The organism is Streptomyces clavuligerus, from assembly GCF_005519465.1.
Lineage (GTDB): Bacteria > Actinomycetota > Actinomycetes > Streptomycetales > Streptomycetaceae > Streptomyces > Streptomyces clavuligerus.
Genome location: NZ_CP027858.1, coordinates 1,992,040 through 2,010,461 on the forward strand (window position 1 = coordinate 1,992,040; position 18,422 = coordinate 2,010,461).

The following is an 18,422-nucleotide window of genomic DNA, read 5'->3' on the forward strand; positions in this document are numbered from 1 at the left end:
TCACGAGGAAGGACAGCTCCCATGCTTTCCCGACTGTTCGCCCCCAAGGTGAAGGTCAGCGCCCACTGCGACCTCCCCTGCGGCGTGTACGACCCGGCCCAGGCCCGTATCGAGGCCGAGTCGGTCAAGGCCGTCCAGGAGAAGTTCCAGGCCAACGAGGACCCGCACTTCCGCGCCCGCGCCACGGTCATCAAGGAGCAGCGCGCGGAGCTGGCCAAGCACCACATCTCGGTGCTGTGGAGCGACTACTTCAAGCCCCCGCACTTCGCGGCCTTCCCGGAGCTGCACGTTCTCGTCAACGACACGCTGAAGGCGCTGTCGGCGGCGAAGGCGTCCACGGACCCGAAGACGGGCGAGAAGGCGCTGGAGCTGATCGCCGAGATCGACCGGATCTTCTGGGAGACGAAGAAGGGCTGAGCCACCCGGCTCCGCGACTCTGCGGCGGCCCGGTCCCCGAACGGGACCGGGCCGCTTCCGTATGCCCCCGCACCACCCCGTCCACCGGGTTCCGGCGGTGTACGCCGCACGGGTGATCCGCGCGGGAGGAGCGGCCCCGAGCGTGGAGAGTGGTCCCGACATCCCGAAACGGCGTTGAGATCACGAGGAGTTGGGCAATGCGCTGGACGGTCCACGGCGAGCGCCAGATCTACGGCAACCACTGGGTCAACCTCTGGCTGGCGGACGTCCAGCAGCCCGACGGCCTCCGTTTTGAGCACCATGTGGTGAAGATGCGGCACCTCGCGGTCGCCGCCGTGGTGGACCGGGGGCGGGTGCTGATGATGTGGCGGCACCGGTTCATCACCGACACCTGGGGGTGGGAGCTGCCGATGGGGCTGATCGAGGCGGGCGAGACCCCGGCGCAGACGGCCGCGCGGGAGGTCGAGGAGGAGACCGGGTGGCGGCCCGGCCCGCTGCGTCCGCTGGTGTACGCGCAGCCCGCGAACGGCATCACCGACTCCGAGCACCATGTCTTCCGCGCCGACGGCGCGCACTGGACCGGGCCCCCGACGGAACGGAACGAGTCCGACCGGATCGAGTGGGTACCGCTGGACCGCATCCGGACCATGGTCGACCGGCGGGAGATCGTCAGCGGCGGCAGTCTCATCGGGCTGCTGTATCTGCTGCTCGACGACGGCACGGGCGCCGGTTCACCGGCCGGGCCGCGGGCCTGACGGGCCCGGGGGACACCGTCACCGGCGCGTCCGCCCGTCGGCGCGGGGCCGGCGTCCGCGTTCGCACGGGGAGGCGGGCAGCGGACGGTCTCGTCCGGTCCGATCACGGCCGGCGTCCGCGGTCCGCACCGGGAGGCGTCCGCCTGCGGAGGCGTCCATCCGGAGGCGCCCGTACGAAGAGGTCCGCGCACCGGGGTCTCCGGACGCCGGTCAGGCCGCCGGAGTGGTCAGCAGCGGGCTCCCGTGCCGCAGCAGCCACTGCCGGTACGCCACCGCGCTCGACGCCACGTCCCGGTAGGCGGCCCGGAGGTCGGTGAACACCCCCTCGTACCGCTCCCCCGTCCCCGGCGGGGAGCAGAGCAGCAGCCGGACCGCGAGCGGGTCGCCGCGCAGCGGGCGGACGACCGTCGCCTCGCTGGGGGCGGAGGTCGGCTGGCAGGGGCAGACCCCCTCGCCCGCGGCGACCAGGGCCGCGGCCGTGTGGTAGTCGCCGTGCAGGATGGACGGGGAGATCCCGGCGCCGGAGAGCACCCGGCGCAGCCCGTCCCACTCGCCGTCCACGGTGGGGTCGACGATCCAGCGGTCCCCGGCCAGCTCGGCCAGTTCCACGACGGGGGCCGGCGCGGCGGGGTGGTCGCGCGGCAGGGAGATGAACTGGGGCTCCCGCTCCACCAGGACACGGACGGCGACCCCTTCGGGCAGCGCCAGCGGACAGCCCTCCACCTCGTGGACGAAGGCCACGTCGAGCTGGCCCCCGGCCACCATCCGCAGCAGGTTGTTGGCCGAGACGTCCATGTGCAGGGAGATGTCGGCGCCGGTCTGCCGCTGCCGCAGCCGGCCCAGCCAGCCCGGGAGGGCGCGGCTCGCGGTGGAGCCGATCCGCAGCCGGGGGCCGTCGGAGCGGGCGGCGGCGGCCTTGGCCTCGATCACGAGCGCGGTCATCCCGGCCACGAGGGGGCGGGCCCGGGTGAGCACCGCACGGCCCACGGGGGTGGGGCGGCAGCCGGAGCGCTCACGCCAGAACAGCTCCGCGCCCAGGGCTTTCTCGATCCGACGGAGCTGAGTCGTCAGGGAGGGCTGGCTCACGCCCAGTTGGCGGGCCGCCTTGTGCAGGCTGCCGGTGTCCGCGATGGCACACAGGGCGCGCAGATGCCTCACTTCGAGCTGCATGAGCTGAGAGTAGGGCGGCTTCCAGCCGCCACACCAGACACCCGGGTCCGGCCGCGACGAAAGACACAGAAAGTCATGGACATGCCGATTAGCTGGTGTTATCGCTGGTTGGCATCATCCCAGTACGGGGGCGCCTCCTCGAAACTCGCCGTACCCGAATCCGTTTCGGAACGAGTAGGAGCCCCCCACATGCGTCTCTCCACCACCGTTCTCTCCGCCGCGCTCGGTGCCGCGCTCGCCGCGTCGCTCGGCGCGGTCCCCGCGTCCGCCGCCACCGCCCCGGAGCCCCCCACCTCCGCCGCCCCGTCCTACGCCGCCTACGAGGGGTCCGCGGAGGACCGCCGGGCGACCGCGGCGTTCTTCCAGGCGGTCGTCAAGTCCGTGGCCGAGAAGCGCGCCGCCAACCCGGGCGAGCGCGTCGTCACCGTCACCTACAACGCGACGAGCGCCCCCACCTTCCGCACCCAGATAGCCCGTTCCACCCAGATCTGGAACAGCTCGGTGACCAATGTCCGGCTCCAGGAGGGTCCGAACGCCAGCTTCCGCTACTTCGAGGGCGATGACCCCCGGGGCTCCCACGCGAACACCGACGGCCACGGCCGGGGCTATATCTTCCTCGACTACCAGCAGAACCAGCTGAACGACTCGACCCGGATCACCTCGCACGAGACCGGCCATGTGCTCGGCCTGCCGGACAACTACCGGGGCCCGTGCTCCGAGCTGATGTCCGGCGGCGGCCCCGGCCCCTGGTGCACCAACGCGGTGCCGAACGCCGCCGAGCGCGCCCGGGTGAACGCCCTGTGGGTCAACGGCTTCACGAAGGCGCTCCGGCAGGCCCGCTGAGACCGGCCGGGGTTCCACGCCCCGGGCCTTGAGGGTCCAGGCCCCCCGCGGGCTTCTCATGAGGGCGCCCCGTCCGCACCACGACGGGGCGCCCTTCGGATGTGCGGGTCCGCCCGTCAGGCACCGGCGGCGGCGGGCGCCCCCAGTTCGACCCCGTGCGGAAGCTGTCCGCGGATGCGCTCCAGCGCGCTGTCGAAGTCGCCCCCGGCCACCCCGGATTCAAAGGCGGCCCCGGCGTAGTGCAGGGTCAGATTGAGATCGGCCCGGTCGAGCCGCCCCTCGGACCGCAGCTCCCCGAGCGTCAGCAGACAGCTGAGCGTGGCCCGTTCGGTGGCACCGTCCGTATGCACGGGCAACGGTATGTCCCATTCCAGTACACATCCGGAGAGCAGGACGCCCTCCGCCCCCACCGCCTCCAGGGCGGCCATGCGCGCCCCTTCGTACTCAACACCCCTGATACACATGCGCAATTGCTGTCCGCGCACCGCGATCGTGACCGCTTCCGCGCCCCTCCGGTCGCGGTACCAGCCCGCCCAGACTTCAGTCGACTCCGATGACATGGCGCGGACTGTAGCGCTACCCGGCCCTTCGCTGAACAGCAGGGATGGCTCAGAGCGCACGCAGGGTGGCGCCGGGATCGCCTTCCGGCCGCCCCCGCCCTCCGGCACCGTGGCGCGCGGGCCCGGCGGCGGCCCGTACGGGCGGCCCGGCGAAGGCGGCACAGCGGGTGTTGCGGCAGGGCCCGGGGCCCCAGGAGGGGACGAACGCCCCCAGCGTCTTGCGTCGTGTGATGACCGTGGCGACCGGCTGCCCGCACACGGGGCACCGGTGCTCGGCCTGCGTGCCGCGGGTGGTCCCGCGTCCCTCGCTGCCCATGGATCCAGCGTACGGCGGCACGGGCGGCGCGGACACCCGGCGGCGGCACGGGGCCGCGCACGGCCCCGCCGCCGGGGGCGCGGGTCAGCGCTCCCGGCGGTAGGTGCGGACGACCACGCCGTTGTCGAAGGCGCGCAGCGAGTCCAGCGCGAAGTCGTCGACCTGGAATCCGCTGTCGAACATGGGCATCCCGGACCCGAGGACCACGGGGTATGTCTTGAGCACCAGTTCGTCCACCTCGTCCCTGAGCTGCCCCGCGAGGTTCGCCCCGCCGCAGAGGTAGATACCGAGGCCGTCCTCGCGCTTCAGCTCCGCGACCCGGGCCACGAGGTCCCCGGAGACGATCTCGACCCGCGGATCGGGGGACCCGGTGAGACTCCGGGAGGCGACCAGCTCCCGCAGATGGGCGTAGGGCCTGGTGATGCCCGCCTCCAGGGCCAGGTCGTAGCTGCGGCGGCCCTGGATGATCGTGTCGAAGCGGCGGTTGGGCGCCTCGTCGACGCCGAAGTGCCGCCGGGCCGCGGTCGGCAGGATCTCGGGGGTCTCGCCCGTGAGGTGGTCGAGGAAGTCGCCGTGGACAAAGCGGTTGAAGAAGACGGCGTCACCGTCGGGGCCTCCGATGAAGCCGTCGATGGACACCGCGACACAGTAGCTGAGCTTGCGCAAACCGATCCTTTCCTGCCGGACGAGCGGAACGGGCGGAACGGACCGTGGAGACGGAACGAGCCGCGGAGGCGGCGCCCCCGTCCGGGGACAGGAGGCGCCGCGCGGGGCGGAGCGCGACAGCGCCCCGCCAACCACTCCGCACATAGTGCTTCACCTGTAGTGGTTTGGCAAGAGGGAATCGAGGAGGGGCAGGAGAGGACGGGTCCGGAAGGGAAAGGGCCGGATGGGAAAGGGCCGGAATCGACCGGGACTCAGCGGGTGCGCCGGGTGACGAACTCCGCCAGGGCCAGCAGATCTCCCGCCGCCGCCGGGTCGGGCACCGCGCGGGCCAGCTCCTGCACGGCGTCCGCCATCCGGTCGGCGGCCTCGGCCTGAGCCCAGTCCCGCCCCCCGGCCGCCTCCACGGCATCGGCCGCGCGGCGCACATCGTCACCGGTCAGCGGGGTCCGGTACAGCTCCGCCAACTCCGTGCCCGCAGGGGTGCCGGACATGAGCGCCGCCACCACCGGCAGCGACTTCTTGTGGGAGACGAGGTCGGCCCCTGCGGGCTTCCCGGTGCGCCCGGGGTCCCCCCAGATCCCGATCAGATCGTCGATCAACTGGAAGGCCAGACCGGCCTGTCGGCCGAAGGCGTCCAGCGCGGCGGTCGGCCCGGGGCCCGCGTCCGCGTACAGGGCACCCAGCGCACAGGAGCAGCCCAGCAGCGCCCCCGTCTTCGCGACGGCCATCTCCACGCACTCCGCGAGCGTGACCTCCTGCGGGCCGCGCCCCTCGAAGGCGCAGTCCGCCTGCTGCCCGGCGCACAGTTCGATCATGCAGGCGGAGAGCCGTCCGGCCGCGGCGGCCGACGCCGGATGCCCGTCCTCGGCGAGAATCCGCAGCGCCAGCGAGACAAGGGCGTCACCGGCGATGATGGCGTCCGCGGTGCCGAAGACGGTCCAGGCGGTGGGCCGGTGCCTGCGGGTGGGGTCGCGGTCGATCACATCGTCGTGCAGCAGGCTGAAGTTGTGCGCCAGCTCCACCGCGACGGCGGCCGGGACGGCCCGCTCGGGGTCACCGCCGAGCGCCCGCGCCGCGGCCAGGACCAGCGCGGGCCTGATGGCCTTGCCCGCCGATCCGGCGGTGGGGGCGCCGTCGGCGTCCTCCCAGCCGAAGTGGTACATCGCGATCCGGCGCAGCGGCCCGGGAAGGGTCTCCAGGGCCGCCCTCAGCGAGGGATCGACCAGCTCACGGGCGCGGTCCAGCAGATCCAGGGCCACACGGCCCTCGACGGCCTCCGACATGGTCAACGGAGCAATCCTTTCAGCGGGAAGGACAGGGGCGGGAAGGGGCACGGGGAGCGGGGGAAGAGGCAGGGGGTGGGGCAGGGGAAAGGCGCCCGCGCCGGGATCCGGGAGGAGACTTCGGGCCGCGCCCCGCACCGGCCCTGTCCGGGGCCGCCAGGGCCACGTCCTCTCGATCACGCGCACGAGCAGTGGGTCATCTGTTCGCCGTCGACCCACGCGAGAAGCCTTTCAGCACGGAGAGTCCTAGCACCATTACACAAACGGATGGGATTACTTCCCCGCCGACGGGGCATGGGTGTCGGCCTTTCCTCGAACCCTCCGGTGAATGACCGGATCGGATCGCACACAAACCGAACGCATCGCACAGAAAACGGAGTTCTCGGTGCGGCGGCAGCGAGGCTCCCCGTGTCGCCGCAGGTGGGAGGGTGCGGCGACAATGAACCCATGTCTCCCGAAGCGGGGCGCGTGCCACCGCGGGCGCCCGATCCCAGCACCCTGCGCCCCCGGCTGCCCTCACCGCTCCAGCCGGTCGACGACGAGCGTTTCACCCGCCGCGGCGTGCGTCTGCTGCTCAAACGGGACGATCTGATCCACCCGGAGATCCCCGGCAACAAGTGGCGCAAACTCGCCCTCAATCTGCGCGCCGCCGACGGCCGTCCCCTGCTCACGTTCGGTGGGGCCTATTCCAACCATCTGCGGGCGACAGCCGCCGCCGGACGCCTCCTCGGCTGCCCGACGATCGGCGTGGTCCGCGGCGACGAACTGGCGTCCCGCCCGCTCAACCCCTCCCTGGCCCGGTGCGCAGCCGACGGGATGCGCCTGGTCTTCGTGGAGCGGTCCGTCTACCGCCGCAAGGCCGAGCCCCAGGTGCTGGCCGGGCTGCTGGAGCGCGCCGCGCCCGAGGGCGGCGCCTATGTGATCCCCGAGGGCGGCAGCAACGCCCTCGCCGCGCGCGGCTGCGTGGAGCTGGGCCGGGAGCTGGCCGCCGGGCTGGGCCTGGAGCCGGGCCCCGGAGGAGGGTCCGGCACCGCCGCCCCGGGCCCCGGCGGACAGCGGCACCCGGCCGCCGTCGCCGTCGCCGCCGTCGCCTGCGGCACCGCCGGTACGCTCGCGGGCCTGGCCGCCGGGCTCCCGCCCACCGTGCGCGCCCTCGGCCTCCCCGTCCTCAAGGGCGACTTCCTCGCCCGCGAGACCCTGCGCATCCAGCGGGAGGCGTTCGGCGGGCGCCGGGGCGACTGGTCCCTCGACGGCCGGTTCCACGCGGGGGGATACGCCCGCACCTCCCCGGAGCTGACCCGTTTCGCGGACGGGTTCGAGGCCGCGCACGGCGTCCCGCTGGAGCGGATGTACGTGGCCAAAATGCTGCTGGGCCTGACGACCCTCGCCGAGGAGGGCGCCTTCGCCCCCGGCACCCGTGTCGTCGCCGTGGTCACGGGCCGCCCCGAGCCCGTCTGAACCGCCCCGGCCGCCCCGGCCCGCCCCTGCCGCCGCGTCCACCACGTCCACCCGTCCACCGCGCCCAGGCGGGACGGCGGGACGGTCACCCGTCCTCGTCCTCCTCCCGATAGGCGGCGGCCTCCTCCAGATCGAGCCGGCGCAGCAGCGTCCGCATCATCTCGTCGTCGATCCGCCGTTCGTCGCGCAGCCGGACGAAGACCGTGCGCTCCGTCTCGATCAGCTCCCCGGCCAACCGCCGATAGGTGGTGTCCGCGGTCTCCCCGGTGATCTCGTTCACCGAGCCGAGCCGTTCCCAGACGGAGTTGCGCCGCCGCTCCAGGACCGTGCGGAGCCGCTGCTCCAGCGGCTCGGGCAGGGCGTTGCGCCGGTCCTGGAGCAGTTCGTCGAGGCGGTCGTCGGCCGCCCCGGACGCCTGGTTCTGCGCCTGCGCCTCCGCGAGCGTCTCCGCCTGGGCGTCGGGCTGCGGCAGCCGGAGCGCCCGGATCAGCGCGGGCAGGGTCAGCCCCTGCACCACCAGGGTGCCGATCACGGTGGTGAAGGTCAGGAAGAGGATCAGGTTCCGCGCCGGGAAGGGGTCCCCGGCGAGGGTGACCAGCGGGATCGAGAAGGCGATGGCGAGCGACACCACCCCCCGCATCCCGGCCCAGCCCACGATCACCACCCCCTTCCAGGTCACCTCGGGCTCGCGGGCCCTGATCCGGGCGGAGAGCGCGCGCGGCAGGAAGGTGGCCGGGAAGACCCAGACGTACCGGACCGCGACGACGCAGACGAAGACCACGGCCGCGTACCCCAGCGCCCGCCCGGCCCCGAGGTGGCCGAGCCCCCGCAGGACATAGGTGAGCTGGAGCCCGATCAGCAGGAAGACGGTGGACTCCAGGACGAAGGCGACCATCTTCCAGACCGCCTCCTCCTGGAGCCGGGTGGCGAAGTCGACCTGCCAGCGGCGGTGGCCCAGATACAGCCCCACGACGACCACGGCGAGCACCCCGGAGGCGTGCACCTGCTCGGCGGCGGCGTAGGCGACGAAGGGAATCAGCAGCGACAGGGTGTTCTGGAGCAGCGCGTCCCGCAGATGGATGCGCAGCCAGTGCAGCGGGACCATCAGCAGCAGCCCCACGCCGACACCGCCGAGCGCCGCGAGCGCGAACTCCCCGGCGCCCTCGGCCCAGCCCGCGCTCGCGCCGACCGCCGCGCCCAGGGCGACGCGGTACGCGGTGATGGCGGTGGCGTCGTTCACCAGGGACTCCCCCTGGAGGATGGTGGTGATGCGGTGCGGCAGCCGCAGTCTGCGGGCGACCGCGGTGGCGCCGACCGCGTCCGGGGGCGCGACCACGGCGCCCAGCACCAGGGCGGCGGTCAGCGGAAGTCCCGGCACCAGGAGATGGGCGAGCAGGCCCACGGCCACCGTCGCGAAGAGCACATAACCCACGGAGAGCAGGGCCACCGACCGCGCGTTGGCGCGCAGGTCCAGATAGGAGGCGTCGAGGGCGGCCAGGTGGAGCAGGGGCGGCAGCAGCAGCGGCAGGACGACCTGCGGATCGAGTACGTAGTCGGGCACGCCGGGGACAAAGGAGGCGAGCAGCCCCGCGGTGACCAGCAGCAGCGGGGCCGCCACCGGGGTTCTGCGGGCGGCTCCGGCGATCACGGTGCTCGCCGCGACCAGGGCCACCAGTGGCAGTACGTCCATGCTTCGTCCCCGCTCCGTCCTCGGGATCTGTGCCGCGCGGCCAGGGGACGTCCGTACGGGAGGGTCCGTACGGGGGGTCCGCGGGCCGCGCGGAGCGCTCGCCGGGACGGTACGCCGTCAGCGCCGTAACCTGGCCGCATGAGCGAGTGTCCGCATGTCGCCGGTCTGCCGAGTCCGGAGCCCGCCGCGCAGACCGACACCTGTCCGGAGTGCCTGATCGCCGGGACGACCCCGGTGCATCTGCGGCTCTGCCTGCTCTGCGGGCACGTCGGCTGCTGCGACTCCTCCCCGCTGCGGCACGCGACGGCGCACTTCACCGACACCGGTCACGCGGTGATGCGGAGCTTCGAGCCCGGCGAGGACTGGCGGTGGTGCTTCGTGGACGGTGTGCTCGTCTGACCGCGTGCGGCCACCGCACACCGGTCCGGCCGGCCGCCTGCCCGGTCATGCCCCGGCCGGCCCGGCCGCCCGCTCCCCGCAGGTCCGGCCGACTGCCCGGCGTTGCCCCCGACGGTGACGCAGTGCGATGATCCGATAGATCGACGCTTTTACCGCGGGTGACGGTTCGACCGCCCCACGTGCGGGTACGTCAATCATCCACCCCTTGCTCACATTTGGGCCCCTGACCCCTAGCCACCGTATGTGGTCATATGCTTACCATGAGTGATTGAGCTGGAGGGGAGGGGGCCCGGCGACAGCACACCATGGATCGCGATAGCGTCGCCGGGCCAGTACCGGCTACGCACGGACTGCGTAGCGACGGCCGCGGGAGCCACTCCCACGGCCCGGAAAGAGCTTGTGCCACCTTGGAGGTGAGGGTGTCCCAGATCGCAGGCGAGCCCGGGACCCAGGACTTCGTGGAAGTCCGGCTGCCCGCTGCGGGTGCCTATCTGTCGGTGTTGCGGACGGCCACGGCCGGACTCGCCGCACGGTTGGACTTCACCCTCGACGAGATCGAGGATCTGCGGATCGCGGTCGACGAGGCGTGCGCGATCCTGCTCCAGCAGGCGGTTCCCGGCTCCGTCCTCAGCTGTGTCTTCCGGCTCATCGACGACTCCCTGGAGGTCACGGTCTCCGCGCCGACGACCGACGGCAGGGCACCGGAGCGCGAGACCTTCGCCTGGACCGTGCTCTCCGCCCTGGCGGGCAAGGTCGACTCCTCGGTCGCCGACGACCGCACGGTCTCCATCAGCCTGTACAAACAGCGCGGCGCGGGCCCCGGTCCGGCGTGAGGAACGGGGACGGTCCGGTGCGGAACGAGGACGGTCCGGTGCGGAACGAACCACCCCCGGTGCACGACTTCCCGGAGCAGGTCCGGCCGCACCCGGTGGACACACGCGCCGGCCGCGGCGCGGCCGGTGCGGAGCGGGCGCGGGCAGGGGGTGGTCCGCCCGGTGCCGCCGGGGGCACCCCGCGTGCGGCGGAGGGCCGGGAGAGGGCAGGCCAGATGAGCGAGCACGAAACCGAAGGAACCGAGGGAAACGAAGGAAACCCCGCGGGAGACAGCGACGGGAAAGACGGGGGCGACGAGGGCGGCGCGCAGCAGGAGTCGCAGGACCGGGGCGGCGCGCGGGCGATGTTCGTCGAGCTGCGCGCGCTGCCCGACGGCTCCCGGGAACGGGCCGAGCTGCGCAATCAGCTCGTACGGATGCATCTGCCGCTGGTCGAGCATCTGGCCCGGCGGTTCCGCAACCGCGGGGAGCCGCTGGACGACCTGACCCAGGTCGCGACCATCGGTCTGATCAAGTCGGTGGACCGCTTCGACCCGGAGCGGGGGGTCGAGTTCTCGACCTACGCGACCCCCACCGTGGTCGGCGAGATCAAGCGCCACTTCCGGGACAAGGGCTGGGCGGTCCGGGTACCGCGCAGGCTCCAGGAGCTGCGGCTGGCCCTGACGACGGCGACGGCCGAGCTGTCCCAGTTGCACGGCCGCTCCCCCACCGTGCACGAGCTGGCGGAACGGCTCGGCATCTCGGAGGAGGAGGTGCTGGAGGGGCTGGAGTCGGCCAACGCGTACTCCACCCTGTCGCTGGACGTCCCCGACACGGACGACGAGTCCCCCGCGGTGGCGGACACCCTGGGCGCCGAGGACGAGGCGCTGGAGGGGGTCGAGTACCGGGAGTCGCTCAAGCCGCTGCTGGAGGACCTGCCCCCGCGCGAGAAGCGCATCCTGCTGCTGCGGTTCTTCGGCAACATGACCCAGTCGCAGATCGCGCAGGAGGTCGGCATCTCCCAGATGCACGTCTCCCGGCTGCTGGCACGCACCCTCGCCCAGCTCCGGGACAAACTCCTGGTCGAGGAGTAGCCGACCGGGCCCGCACGGCCCGGGGCCGACCGGACCGCGGGCCCTCAGGCGTCGCGGGCGGCGCCGATGCCGAGGGCCCGGGTGGTCGCCGGGTTGACGATCAGCACCAGCCCGGCGACCGCGACCGCGGCGACGAGGATGCCCAGCGGGATCAGCCCGCCCGAGGAGCGCAGCAGGGTCCAGGCGGGGATCAGCGCCATGAGATGGGTGATCAGCGCCGGGCCCCGGCTCCAGCTCCGGCACAGCAGCAGTCCGCGCGCCGCGAACAGCGGGATCGCGCCGAGTGCGACGAGCGTCACTCCGCCCGTCTCCGCCTGGACGGGGCTCTCGGGCGTCCCGAGCACTCCCATCACCAGCAGATAGAGGCCGAAGCCGACCAGGGCCAGGCCCTCCGCTGCGGACACCGCGGCGGCGGCGGTCAGGCGGGCGGGGCGCGGGGTCCGGTCGTCACTCACACCGGCAAGCGTAGCCGTCGGCCCGGCGGGCGGCGGCTCGCGGCCCCCGGACCGGGCGGGCCCGGAACCACCCGGACTGGGCCGCGCTCACCCCCAGTGGGTACCCTGCTCCGCATGCGCGCACTTCTCGTGGTCAACCCGGCAGCTACCACCACCAGCGCGCGGACGCGTGACGTTCTGATCCACGCCCTCGCCAGCGAGATGAAGCTGGAGGCCGTCACCACCGAGTACCGGGGGCACGGCCGGGACCTGGCCCGCCGGGCGGCCGAGTCCGACGACATAGACCTCGTGGTCGCCCTCGGCGGCGACGGCACGGTCAACGAGGTCGTCAACGGTCTGCTGCACGACGGCCCCGACCCCGAGCGGCTGCCCCGGCTCGCCGTGGTCCCCGGCGGTTCGACCAATGTCTTCGCCCGCGCCCTCGGTCTGCCGAACGACCCCGTCGAGGCCACCGGCGCGATCCTCGCCGCCCTCGCCGAGCAGAGCGAGCGCACGGTGGGCCTCGGGCTCGCCTCCGGCACCCCCGGCACGCCGGACGAGGGCATCCCGGGACGCTGGTTCACCTTCTGCGCCGGCGTCGGCTTCGACGCGAGCGTGATCGGCCGGGTCGAACAGCAGCGGGAGCGCGGCAAGCGCTCGACCCACGCCCTCTATCTGCGTCAGGTCGCCCGCCAGTTCCTCGGGGACCCGAACCGGATACACGGCCGGATCACCCTGGAGCGCCCCGGTCACGAGCCCGTCACCGATCTGGTGCTCTCCATAGTGGCGAACACCTCGCCCTGGACCTACCTGGGCAATCGCCCGGTGTACGTCTCACCGAACGCGTCCTTCGACACCGGTCTCGATGTGCTCGGCCTCTCCCGGCTCTCCACCGCCGCCGTCGCCCGCTACGGCACCCAGTTGCTGACCTCCAGCCCCAGCCGGGGACCGCACGGCAAGCACGCGATTACTCTGCATGACCTCACCGACTTCACCTTGAATTCAAAGGTCCCACTGCCATTCCAGATGGACGGTGACCACCTCGGACTGCGTACGAGCGTGACGTTCACAGGCGTTCGCCGTGCACTGCGTGTGATTGTGTGAGTAGAAGGCTCAAACAGCCTTTATCTCGAACGTACGGACTGGGCTCCACCCCATAGAATGACGGCTGTGACCTAGTCGACACCGTAGAATCAAAAAAAACTTTCCGGAAGGGGTTGTATCCGTCGCCGAGGTTTGCGAGTCTCTTCATGGCGATCGGGACGGCCCGCAGGATCGGGTGACCGCAGATCGCCAGATCCCCCTCTCAAAACCCTGGACCACACGTCGACGTGTCGGCGGTCGGCCCTTCCCTTGTCGGGGGATTCGTGAAAGCGTTCACATTCACAAGCAACCGCACGTAATACCAAGGAGAGGTAGCAGCCATGGACTGGCGTCACAACGCCGTTTGCCGCGAGGAAGACCCCGAGCTCTTCTTCCCCATCGGCAACACCGGTCCTGCGCTGCTGCAGATCGAGGAAGCCAAGGCCGTCTGCCGCCGCTGCCCCGTCATGGAGCAGTGCCTGCAGTGGGCGCTTGAGTCCGGCCAGGACTCCGGCGTCTGGGGTGGCCTCAGCGAGGACGAGCGCCGCGCGATGAAGCGCCGCGCCGCCCGCAACCGGGCGCGCAACGCCAGCGCCTGAACCGCCCCGCACCGAGCCTGAGGCGGCGCGTACAGCGAGTACGCACTCACCGCCCCCGAGCCGCAGCGCGCAGCAGTACCCCACAGCATTCGAGCCCCGGACCGAAATCCCTTCGGTCCGGGGCTCGCTGCTGTGCACGGAGCGATGGCCGTATCCCTCGCGATGCCCGTACCCATGGCGGTAAATCACCGCCCGGCGATACGGGAATTACTTGTGGGCACGCACCGGGATATCGAGGACAACCCTCGTACCGCTCTCCGGTCCGGGCACGGGGAGCATGTCGAACGTTCCGCCCAACTCCCCTTCCACCAGCGTTCGTACGATCTGCAGACCGAGATTTCCGGCACGGTGCGCGTCGAAGCCCTCGGGAAGTCCGCGGCCGTCGTCCTGCACCGTGATCAGCAGCCGGGCGGCGCTCGCGTCGGCGCGCCGTTCGCCCCGGACGGCCGACACCTCGACCGAGCCCCGCTCCCCCGCCGGGAAGGCATGCTCCAGGGCGTTCTGAAGCACTTCGGTGAGAACCATGGAGAGAGGGGTGGCGACCTCGGCGTCGAGGACCCCGAAACGGCCGGTGCGGCGGCACTCGACCTTGCCCGGGGAGATCTCCGCGACCATCGCGATCACCCGGTCGGCGATCTCGTCGAACTCCACCCGCTCGTCCAGGTTCTGCGACAGGGTCTCGTGGACGATGGCGATCGACCCCACCCGGCGGACGGCCTCGTTCAGCGCCTCCCGGCCGCCCACGGAGTCCATCCGGCGGGCCTGGAGCCGCAGCAGCGCGGCGACCGTCTGGAGGTTGTTCTTGACCCGGTGGTGGATCTCCCGGATGGTCGCGTCCTTGGTGATCAACTCACGTTCGCGGCGGCGCAGTTCCGTGACGTCGCGCAGCAGGACCAGGGAGCCGATCCGGGTGCCCTTGGGCTTGAGCGGAATGGCGCGGAGCTGGATCACCCCGCCGTTGCCCTCCACCTCGGTCTCCCGGGGGGCATAGCCGCTGGCGAGCTTCACCAGGGCCTCGTCCACCGGGCCCCGGGAGGGCGCCAGCTCGGCGGTGACCTGTCCCAGATGGTGTCCCACCAGGTCGGAGGCGAGACCGAGCCGGTGGTAGGCGGAGAGCGCGTTGGGGCTCGCGTACTGCACCAGACCGTCCGCGTCGAGCCGGATCAGTCCGTCGCCGACGCGCGGCGAGGCGTCCATGTCGACCTGTTCGGCGGGGAAGGGGAAGGAGCCCGCGGCGATCATCTGGGCGAGGTCGGAGGCGGACTGGAGATAGGTCAGCTCCAGCCGGGAGGGCGTCCGCACGGTCAGCAGATTGGTGTTGCGGGCGATCACCCCGAGGACCCGGCCCTCACGGCGCACCGGGATCGACTCGACGCGTACGGGGACCTCCTCGCGCCACTCGGGGTCGCCCTCGCGCACGATCCTGCCCTCGTCCAGGGCGGCGTCGAGCAGCGGCCTGCGACCGCGCGGGACCAGATGGCCGACCATGTCGTCCTGGTACGAGGTGGGGCCGGTGTTGGGCCGCATCTGCGCCACCGAGACATAGCGGGTGCCGTCCCGGGTGGGCACCCACAGCACGAGGTCGGCGAAGGAGAGGTCGGAGAGCAGCTGCCACTCCGAGACCAGGAGGTGGAGCCATTCGAGGTCGGATTCGCCGAGCGCGGTGTGCTGGCGTACGAGGTCGTTCATGGAGGGCACGAGTGCGAGCGTACCCGCGGGGTGAACCGGGGGCGCCCGGCGGCCGTGCCGGAGGGCGGGGGTACCCACCCGTGAGTGGACCGGCATGGGGCGCACCCGCCCGCGGAGCGCGTGCGCCAAGCAATCCCCGCCGATCCATGGACATCCGCGAATGGTCTAGTCCACAATGAAGACGCACACCGAACTTCCGCTCCTCACCGCACAGAGGAGTGGAACGAGGCCCCGGCGCTCTCTGCCCTGACTGCGCCCGGTCCTCCCCCATGGCCGCGCGGGCCCGCACACTCGCGTCGGTCAGTCACTCCGGGCTGCGGTGCCGGACGGGTTGAGGGTCCCGTCGGGCGCCGCGGCCCGCGGGTCGTTCCGGGCCCACCGCACCTGCGGGGCTTCTCCCGTTCCCGCGCCCGGCGGAGGGGTGTCAGGTGTCAGGAAGAGCCGGCAGGCACCCGCGCCGGACCGGTGTCAGTGCGTCTCCGTCACCTTCGCCAGCGCCCTGGGCGCGTCCGGGTCCTGCCCCCGGGCGATCGTCACCTCGTACGCCAGCAGTTGCAGCGGCAGGATCTCCAGGACCGGCTGCACCTCCTCCGCGATGCCCTCCGTGGGCAGGACGAAGCCCGCGGACGCCGCCGCCACCTGCGCGGACGGTCCGACCACCACCAGATCGGCGCCCCGGCCGCGGAGCCGGTCCAGCACCGGTTGCAGCGCCTGCCCGCCCTTGCCGTCCGTGACCACGGCGATCACCGGTGAGATGTTGTCCACCATCGCCAGCGGGCCGTGCAGCAGATCCGCCCCGGAGTAGGACAGGGCCGGGATGTAGCTGGTCTCCATCAGCTTGAGCGCGGCCTCCTTCGCGGTGGGATAGCCGTAGCCGCGTGAGGTGATGACCATCCGTTCGGCGAAGCGGTAGCGGGAGGCGAGCCGCCGCACCTCGTCCTGCCGCGCGAGGATCTCCCCGGCCCGCTCCGGCAGCTCCCGGGCCGCCTCCCTGCCGTCGGCGCCTGCCATCCCCGCGACCAGCAGATACAGGCTGAGCAGGGAGGCCGTGTAGGTCTTGGTGGCGGGGAGCGCCTTCTCCGGGCCCGCGAGGATGTCGAGGTGGTACTCGGAGACCGCGGCGAGCGGGGAGTCCGGGTTGTTGGTGACCGCCAGGGTGATCGCGCCCGCGTCCCGTGCCGCCCGGGTGGAGTCGACCAGGTCCGGCGAGCCGCCCGACTGGCTGACGGTGATGACGAGGACGTCCTGGAGCCTGGCCCTGGCGCCGTAGGCGGTGGTGGTGGACATCGAGGTCAGCCCGCAGGGCAGGCCGAGCCGGATCTCCAGCAGGTACTTCGCGTACAGCGCCGCGTTGTCGGAGGTGCCGCGGGCGGTCAGCAGCACGAAGCGCGGGGCGCGGGCGGCGATCCGGTCGGCCACCTCATGGATCTGCGGCGCACCCCGGTCCAGGATGCGCCGCAGTACAGCGGGTTGTTCGGCCATCTCGCCGGACATGATCCGGCCGGGCCGTTCGCTCTGTTCGGCCGAGTATGTGGTGGACATGGCGTGCCTCCCACTGTCGTCCGTGCGCCGGGGCGGGAGACCCGCCCCGGCGTGGTGCGGTACGGGCCGGTCAGCCTCCGGTGCCCCGGCCGGTGATGATCTCGGCGGCCGCCTCACCGCAGACGCGGGCGGCGCCATGGGTCGCGATGTGCAGGGCGCCCCGGGGACGGTCCCGGTTGAGGCCCATCTCCACGACGACCGTGTCCGGACGGGCCGCGAGCAGCGCGTCCAGACCGGCCGACATCCAGCCGTGCCGGTGCACGTCACGTACCACTGCGACGATCCTACGGTCCCCGGCTCCCGCCAGCACCTTGCCCACCAGGGCGGAGGCGTCCGTCTCCGAGGCGTCGAAGGTGTCACCCTGCGTGTCCGGCAGCAGCTTCCGCAGCTCCGGCAGGACCCCCCAGGGGGTCTCCGTGCTGACGGCGATGTTGGTGACCGGGGCGAAGGAGGCGACATAGGGCGCCGCGGTGACGGGCTCGTAGGGCAGCTCGCCCGCGGTGACCCGGACGGCCCGGCGGGCGGCGACGAGTCCGACGCCGGGGCCGGACGCGCTCCCCTCCTGCTGTGCCGCGCCCGGCTCCGGCGCCGTCCTGGTCCGGCGGGTCCAGTCGGCGAGGGAGCGCACCCGCGCCGCCGCGTCCGCCAGCCGCTCCTCGGCCAGGTCCCCGTTGCGGACCGCGGCGACCAGGGCGTCACGGAGCTGGAGCACCGTCTCCTCGTCGCAGAGCCCGCCGCCGACACAGATGGCGTCGGCGCCCGCGGCGATGGCGAGCACGGTGCCGCGCTCGATGCCGTAGGTCGCGGAGATGGCCTTCATCTCGATGCCGTCGGTGATGATCAGCCCGTCGAAGCCCAGCTCCTCACGGAGCAGACCGCCGAGGATCTGCGGGCTGAGGGTCGCCGGGCGCTCCGGGTCGAGCGCGGGCAGCAGGATGTGCGCGCTCATCACCGCCTTGGGGCGCGCCGACAGGGTGTCCCGGAAGGGCGGCAGGTCGCGGATGCGCAGGGTGTCCATGCCGACGTCGATCCGGGGCATGGCGTGGTGCGAGTCCACGTTGGTGTCGCCGTGGCCGGGGAAGTGCTTGAGACAGGCGGCGACACCGGCGGCCTGCATGCCCTCGACATAGGCGAGGGTGTGCCGGGTGACCAGCCGGGCGTCGTCGCCGAAGGAGCGGACACCGATGACCGGGTTGTCCGGGTTGGCGTTGACGTCCGCGGTCGGGGCCCAGTTGAGGTTGACCCCGCAGTCGGCGAGCATGCGGCCGAGCTGATGGGCGACCTCACGGGTGAGGCCGGGGTCGTCCACGGTGCCCAGGGCGTAGTTGCCGGGGAAGGAGGAGCCCTCACGGACCTCCAGCCGGGTCACGTCGCCGCTCTCCTCGTCGATGGCGACGAGGATGTCGTCCCGTTCGGCGCGGAGCTGCGCGGTGAGCGCGGCCACCTGCTCGGGGCTGACGATGTTGCGGCCGAAGAGCCCGACGGAGCCCAGGCCCTCGCCGATGTGGCGGAGTACCCAGTCGGGTGCGGTGGTGCCCACGAAGCCGGGCTGGAGCACCGCGAGGGCGTCCCGGGTGAGTGTGTCGGACGTACCGCGTACAACGGTGGTCAT

Annotated in this window: 19 protein-coding genes; 9 read left to right on the plus strand and 10 right to left on the minus strand. The window is 72.4% G+C overall.

Annotated elements, in window-relative coordinates; genetic code table 11:
- Positions 1-21: 21 nt before the first annotated feature.
- Together sodN and CRV15_RS07935 are read left to right on the plus strand one after the other, a co-directional pair.
- Entirely contained in the window at positions 22-417 is a 396-nt protein-coding gene (gene sodN, locus CRV15_RS07930) for a superoxide dismutase, Ni (protein ID WP_003953998.1), read from the plus strand.
- 197 nt (positions 418-614) lie between these two features.
- On the plus strand, positions 615-1,172 hold the full coding sequence (locus CRV15_RS07935) for an NUDIX hydrolase (RefSeq protein WP_003953997.1): 558 nt from the start codon (positions 615-617) through the stop codon (positions 1,170-1,172).
- Between the two features lie 210 nt (positions 1,173-1,382).
- On the opposite strand, the gene CRV15_RS07940 is transcribed toward CRV15_RS07935, so the two are convergent.
- Positions 1,383-2,342 (minus strand): LysR family transcriptional regulator, encoded by a 960-nt coding sequence (locus tag CRV15_RS07940; RefSeq protein ID WP_003953996.1) that lies wholly within the window; start codon positions 2,340-2,342, stop codon positions 1,383-1,385.
- 189 nt (positions 2,343-2,531) lie between these two features.
- On the opposite strand from CRV15_RS07940, the gene snpA reads away from it, so the two are divergent.
- Complete coding sequence (snpA, locus tag CRV15_RS07945) at positions 2,532-3,185, plus strand: snapalysin (RefSeq protein WP_003953995.1); 654 nt, start codon at positions 2,532-2,534, stop codon at positions 3,183-3,185.
- A 116-nt stretch (positions 3,186-3,301) separates the two neighbouring features.
- On the opposite strand, the gene CRV15_RS07950 is transcribed toward snpA, so the two are convergent.
- The 4 genes from CRV15_RS07950 to CRV15_RS07965 all read right to left on the minus strand — a co-directional run bounded on the left by CRV15_RS07950 (position 3,302) and on the right by CRV15_RS07965 (position 6,010).
- Positions 3,302-3,745, minus strand: a complete 444-nt coding sequence (locus CRV15_RS07950) for a DUF6304 family protein (RefSeq protein ID WP_029183038.1) — start codon at positions 3,743-3,745, stop codon at positions 3,302-3,304.
- A gap of 49 nt (positions 3,746-3,794) precedes the next feature.
- On the minus strand, positions 3,795-4,061 hold the full coding sequence (locus CRV15_RS07955) for a hypothetical protein (protein WP_003953993.1): 267 nt from the start codon (positions 4,059-4,061) through the stop codon (positions 3,795-3,797).
- A gap of 84 nt (positions 4,062-4,145) precedes the next feature.
- Complete coding sequence (locus tag CRV15_RS07960; RefSeq protein WP_003953992.1) at positions 4,146-4,727, minus strand: dihydrofolate reductase family protein; 582 nt, start codon at positions 4,725-4,727, stop codon at positions 4,146-4,148.
- Positions 4,728-4,978: 251 nt separating this feature from the next.
- The gene (locus CRV15_RS07965; protein WP_009997496.1) at positions 4,979-6,010 is read right to left on the minus strand and encodes a family 2 encapsulin nanocompartment cargo protein polyprenyl transferase; all 1,032 of its coding nucleotides are present in this window, start codon (positions 6,008-6,010) and stop codon (positions 4,979-4,981) included.
- A gap of 447 nt (positions 6,011-6,457) precedes the next feature.
- Here CRV15_RS07965 and CRV15_RS07970 point away from each other — a divergent pair, with 447 nt between their 5' ends.
- Positions 6,458-7,468 carry a 1-aminocyclopropane-1-carboxylate deaminase/D-cysteine desulfhydrase gene (locus CRV15_RS07970; RefSeq protein WP_003961771.1) on the plus strand — a complete coding sequence of 337 codons (1,011 nt, stop codon included), beginning with the start codon at positions 6,458-6,460 and terminating at the stop codon, positions 7,466-7,468.
- A gap of 85 nt (positions 7,469-7,553) precedes the next feature.
- On the opposite strand, the gene CRV15_RS07975 is transcribed toward CRV15_RS07970, so the two are convergent.
- Positions 7,554-9,158, minus strand: coding sequence for a Na+/H+ antiporter (locus CRV15_RS07975; RefSeq protein ID WP_003953989.1), 1,605 nt, complete (start codon positions 9,156-9,158; stop codon positions 7,554-7,556).
- A gap of 138 nt (positions 9,159-9,296) precedes the next feature.
- Between CRV15_RS07975 and CRV15_RS07980 the strand changes: the two genes are divergently transcribed.
- From CRV15_RS07980 to CRV15_RS07990, 3 genes are all read left to right on the plus strand, one after another.
- A complete protein-coding gene (locus CRV15_RS07980; protein WP_003953988.1) occupies positions 9,297-9,557 on the plus strand; it encodes a UBP-type zinc finger domain-containing protein in 261 nt (86 codons plus the stop codon).
- 419 nt (positions 9,558-9,976) lie between these two features.
- The gene (locus CRV15_RS07985; RefSeq protein WP_003953987.1) at positions 9,977-10,390 is read left to right on the plus strand and encodes an ATP-binding protein; all 414 of its coding nucleotides are present in this window, start codon (positions 9,977-9,979) and stop codon (positions 10,388-10,390) included.
- Positions 10,387-11,463: an RNA polymerase sigma factor SigF gene (locus CRV15_RS07990; protein WP_003953986.1), complete on the plus strand. Its 1,077-nt coding sequence runs from the start codon at positions 10,387-10,389 to the stop codon at positions 11,461-11,463. The genes CRV15_RS07985 and CRV15_RS07990 overlap by 4 nt, the downstream gene beginning before the upstream one ends.
- A gap of 44 nt (positions 11,464-11,507) precedes the next feature.
- On the opposite strand, the gene CRV15_RS07995 is transcribed toward CRV15_RS07990, so the two are convergent.
- Positions 11,508-11,918: a hypothetical protein gene (locus tag CRV15_RS07995; protein WP_003953985.1), complete on the minus strand. Its 411-nt coding sequence runs from the start codon at positions 11,916-11,918 to the stop codon at positions 11,508-11,510.
- Between the two features lie 114 nt (positions 11,919-12,032).
- Between CRV15_RS07995 and CRV15_RS08000 the strand changes: the two genes are divergently transcribed.
- Together CRV15_RS08000 and CRV15_RS08005 are read left to right on the plus strand one after the other, a co-directional pair.
- Complete coding sequence (locus tag CRV15_RS08000) at positions 12,033-13,001, plus strand: diacylglycerol/lipid kinase family protein (protein ID WP_003961769.1); 969 nt, start codon at positions 12,033-12,035, stop codon at positions 12,999-13,001.
- A gap of 320 nt (positions 13,002-13,321) precedes the next feature.
- A complete protein-coding gene (locus CRV15_RS08005) occupies positions 13,322-13,579 on the plus strand; it encodes a WhiB family transcriptional regulator (protein WP_003953983.1) in 258 nt (85 codons plus the stop codon).
- Between the two features lie 207 nt (positions 13,580-13,786).
- On the opposite strand, the gene CRV15_RS08010 is transcribed toward CRV15_RS08005, so the two are convergent.
- From CRV15_RS08010 to CRV15_RS08020, 3 genes are all read right to left on the minus strand, one after another.
- The gene (locus tag CRV15_RS08010) at positions 13,787-15,268 is read right to left on the minus strand and encodes a sensor histidine kinase (protein WP_029183036.1); all 1,482 of its coding nucleotides are present in this window, start codon (positions 15,266-15,268) and stop codon (positions 13,787-13,789) included.
- Positions 15,269-15,736: 468 nt separating this feature from the next.
- Positions 15,737-16,810, minus strand: a complete 1,074-nt coding sequence (locus CRV15_RS08015; RefSeq protein WP_003953974.1) for an SIS domain-containing protein — start codon at positions 16,808-16,810, stop codon at positions 15,737-15,739.
- Between the two features lie 70 nt (positions 16,811-16,880).
- Positions 16,881-18,422, minus strand: coding sequence for a glycoside hydrolase family 3 protein (locus CRV15_RS08020; protein WP_003953973.1), 1,542 nt, complete (start codon positions 18,420-18,422; stop codon positions 16,881-16,883).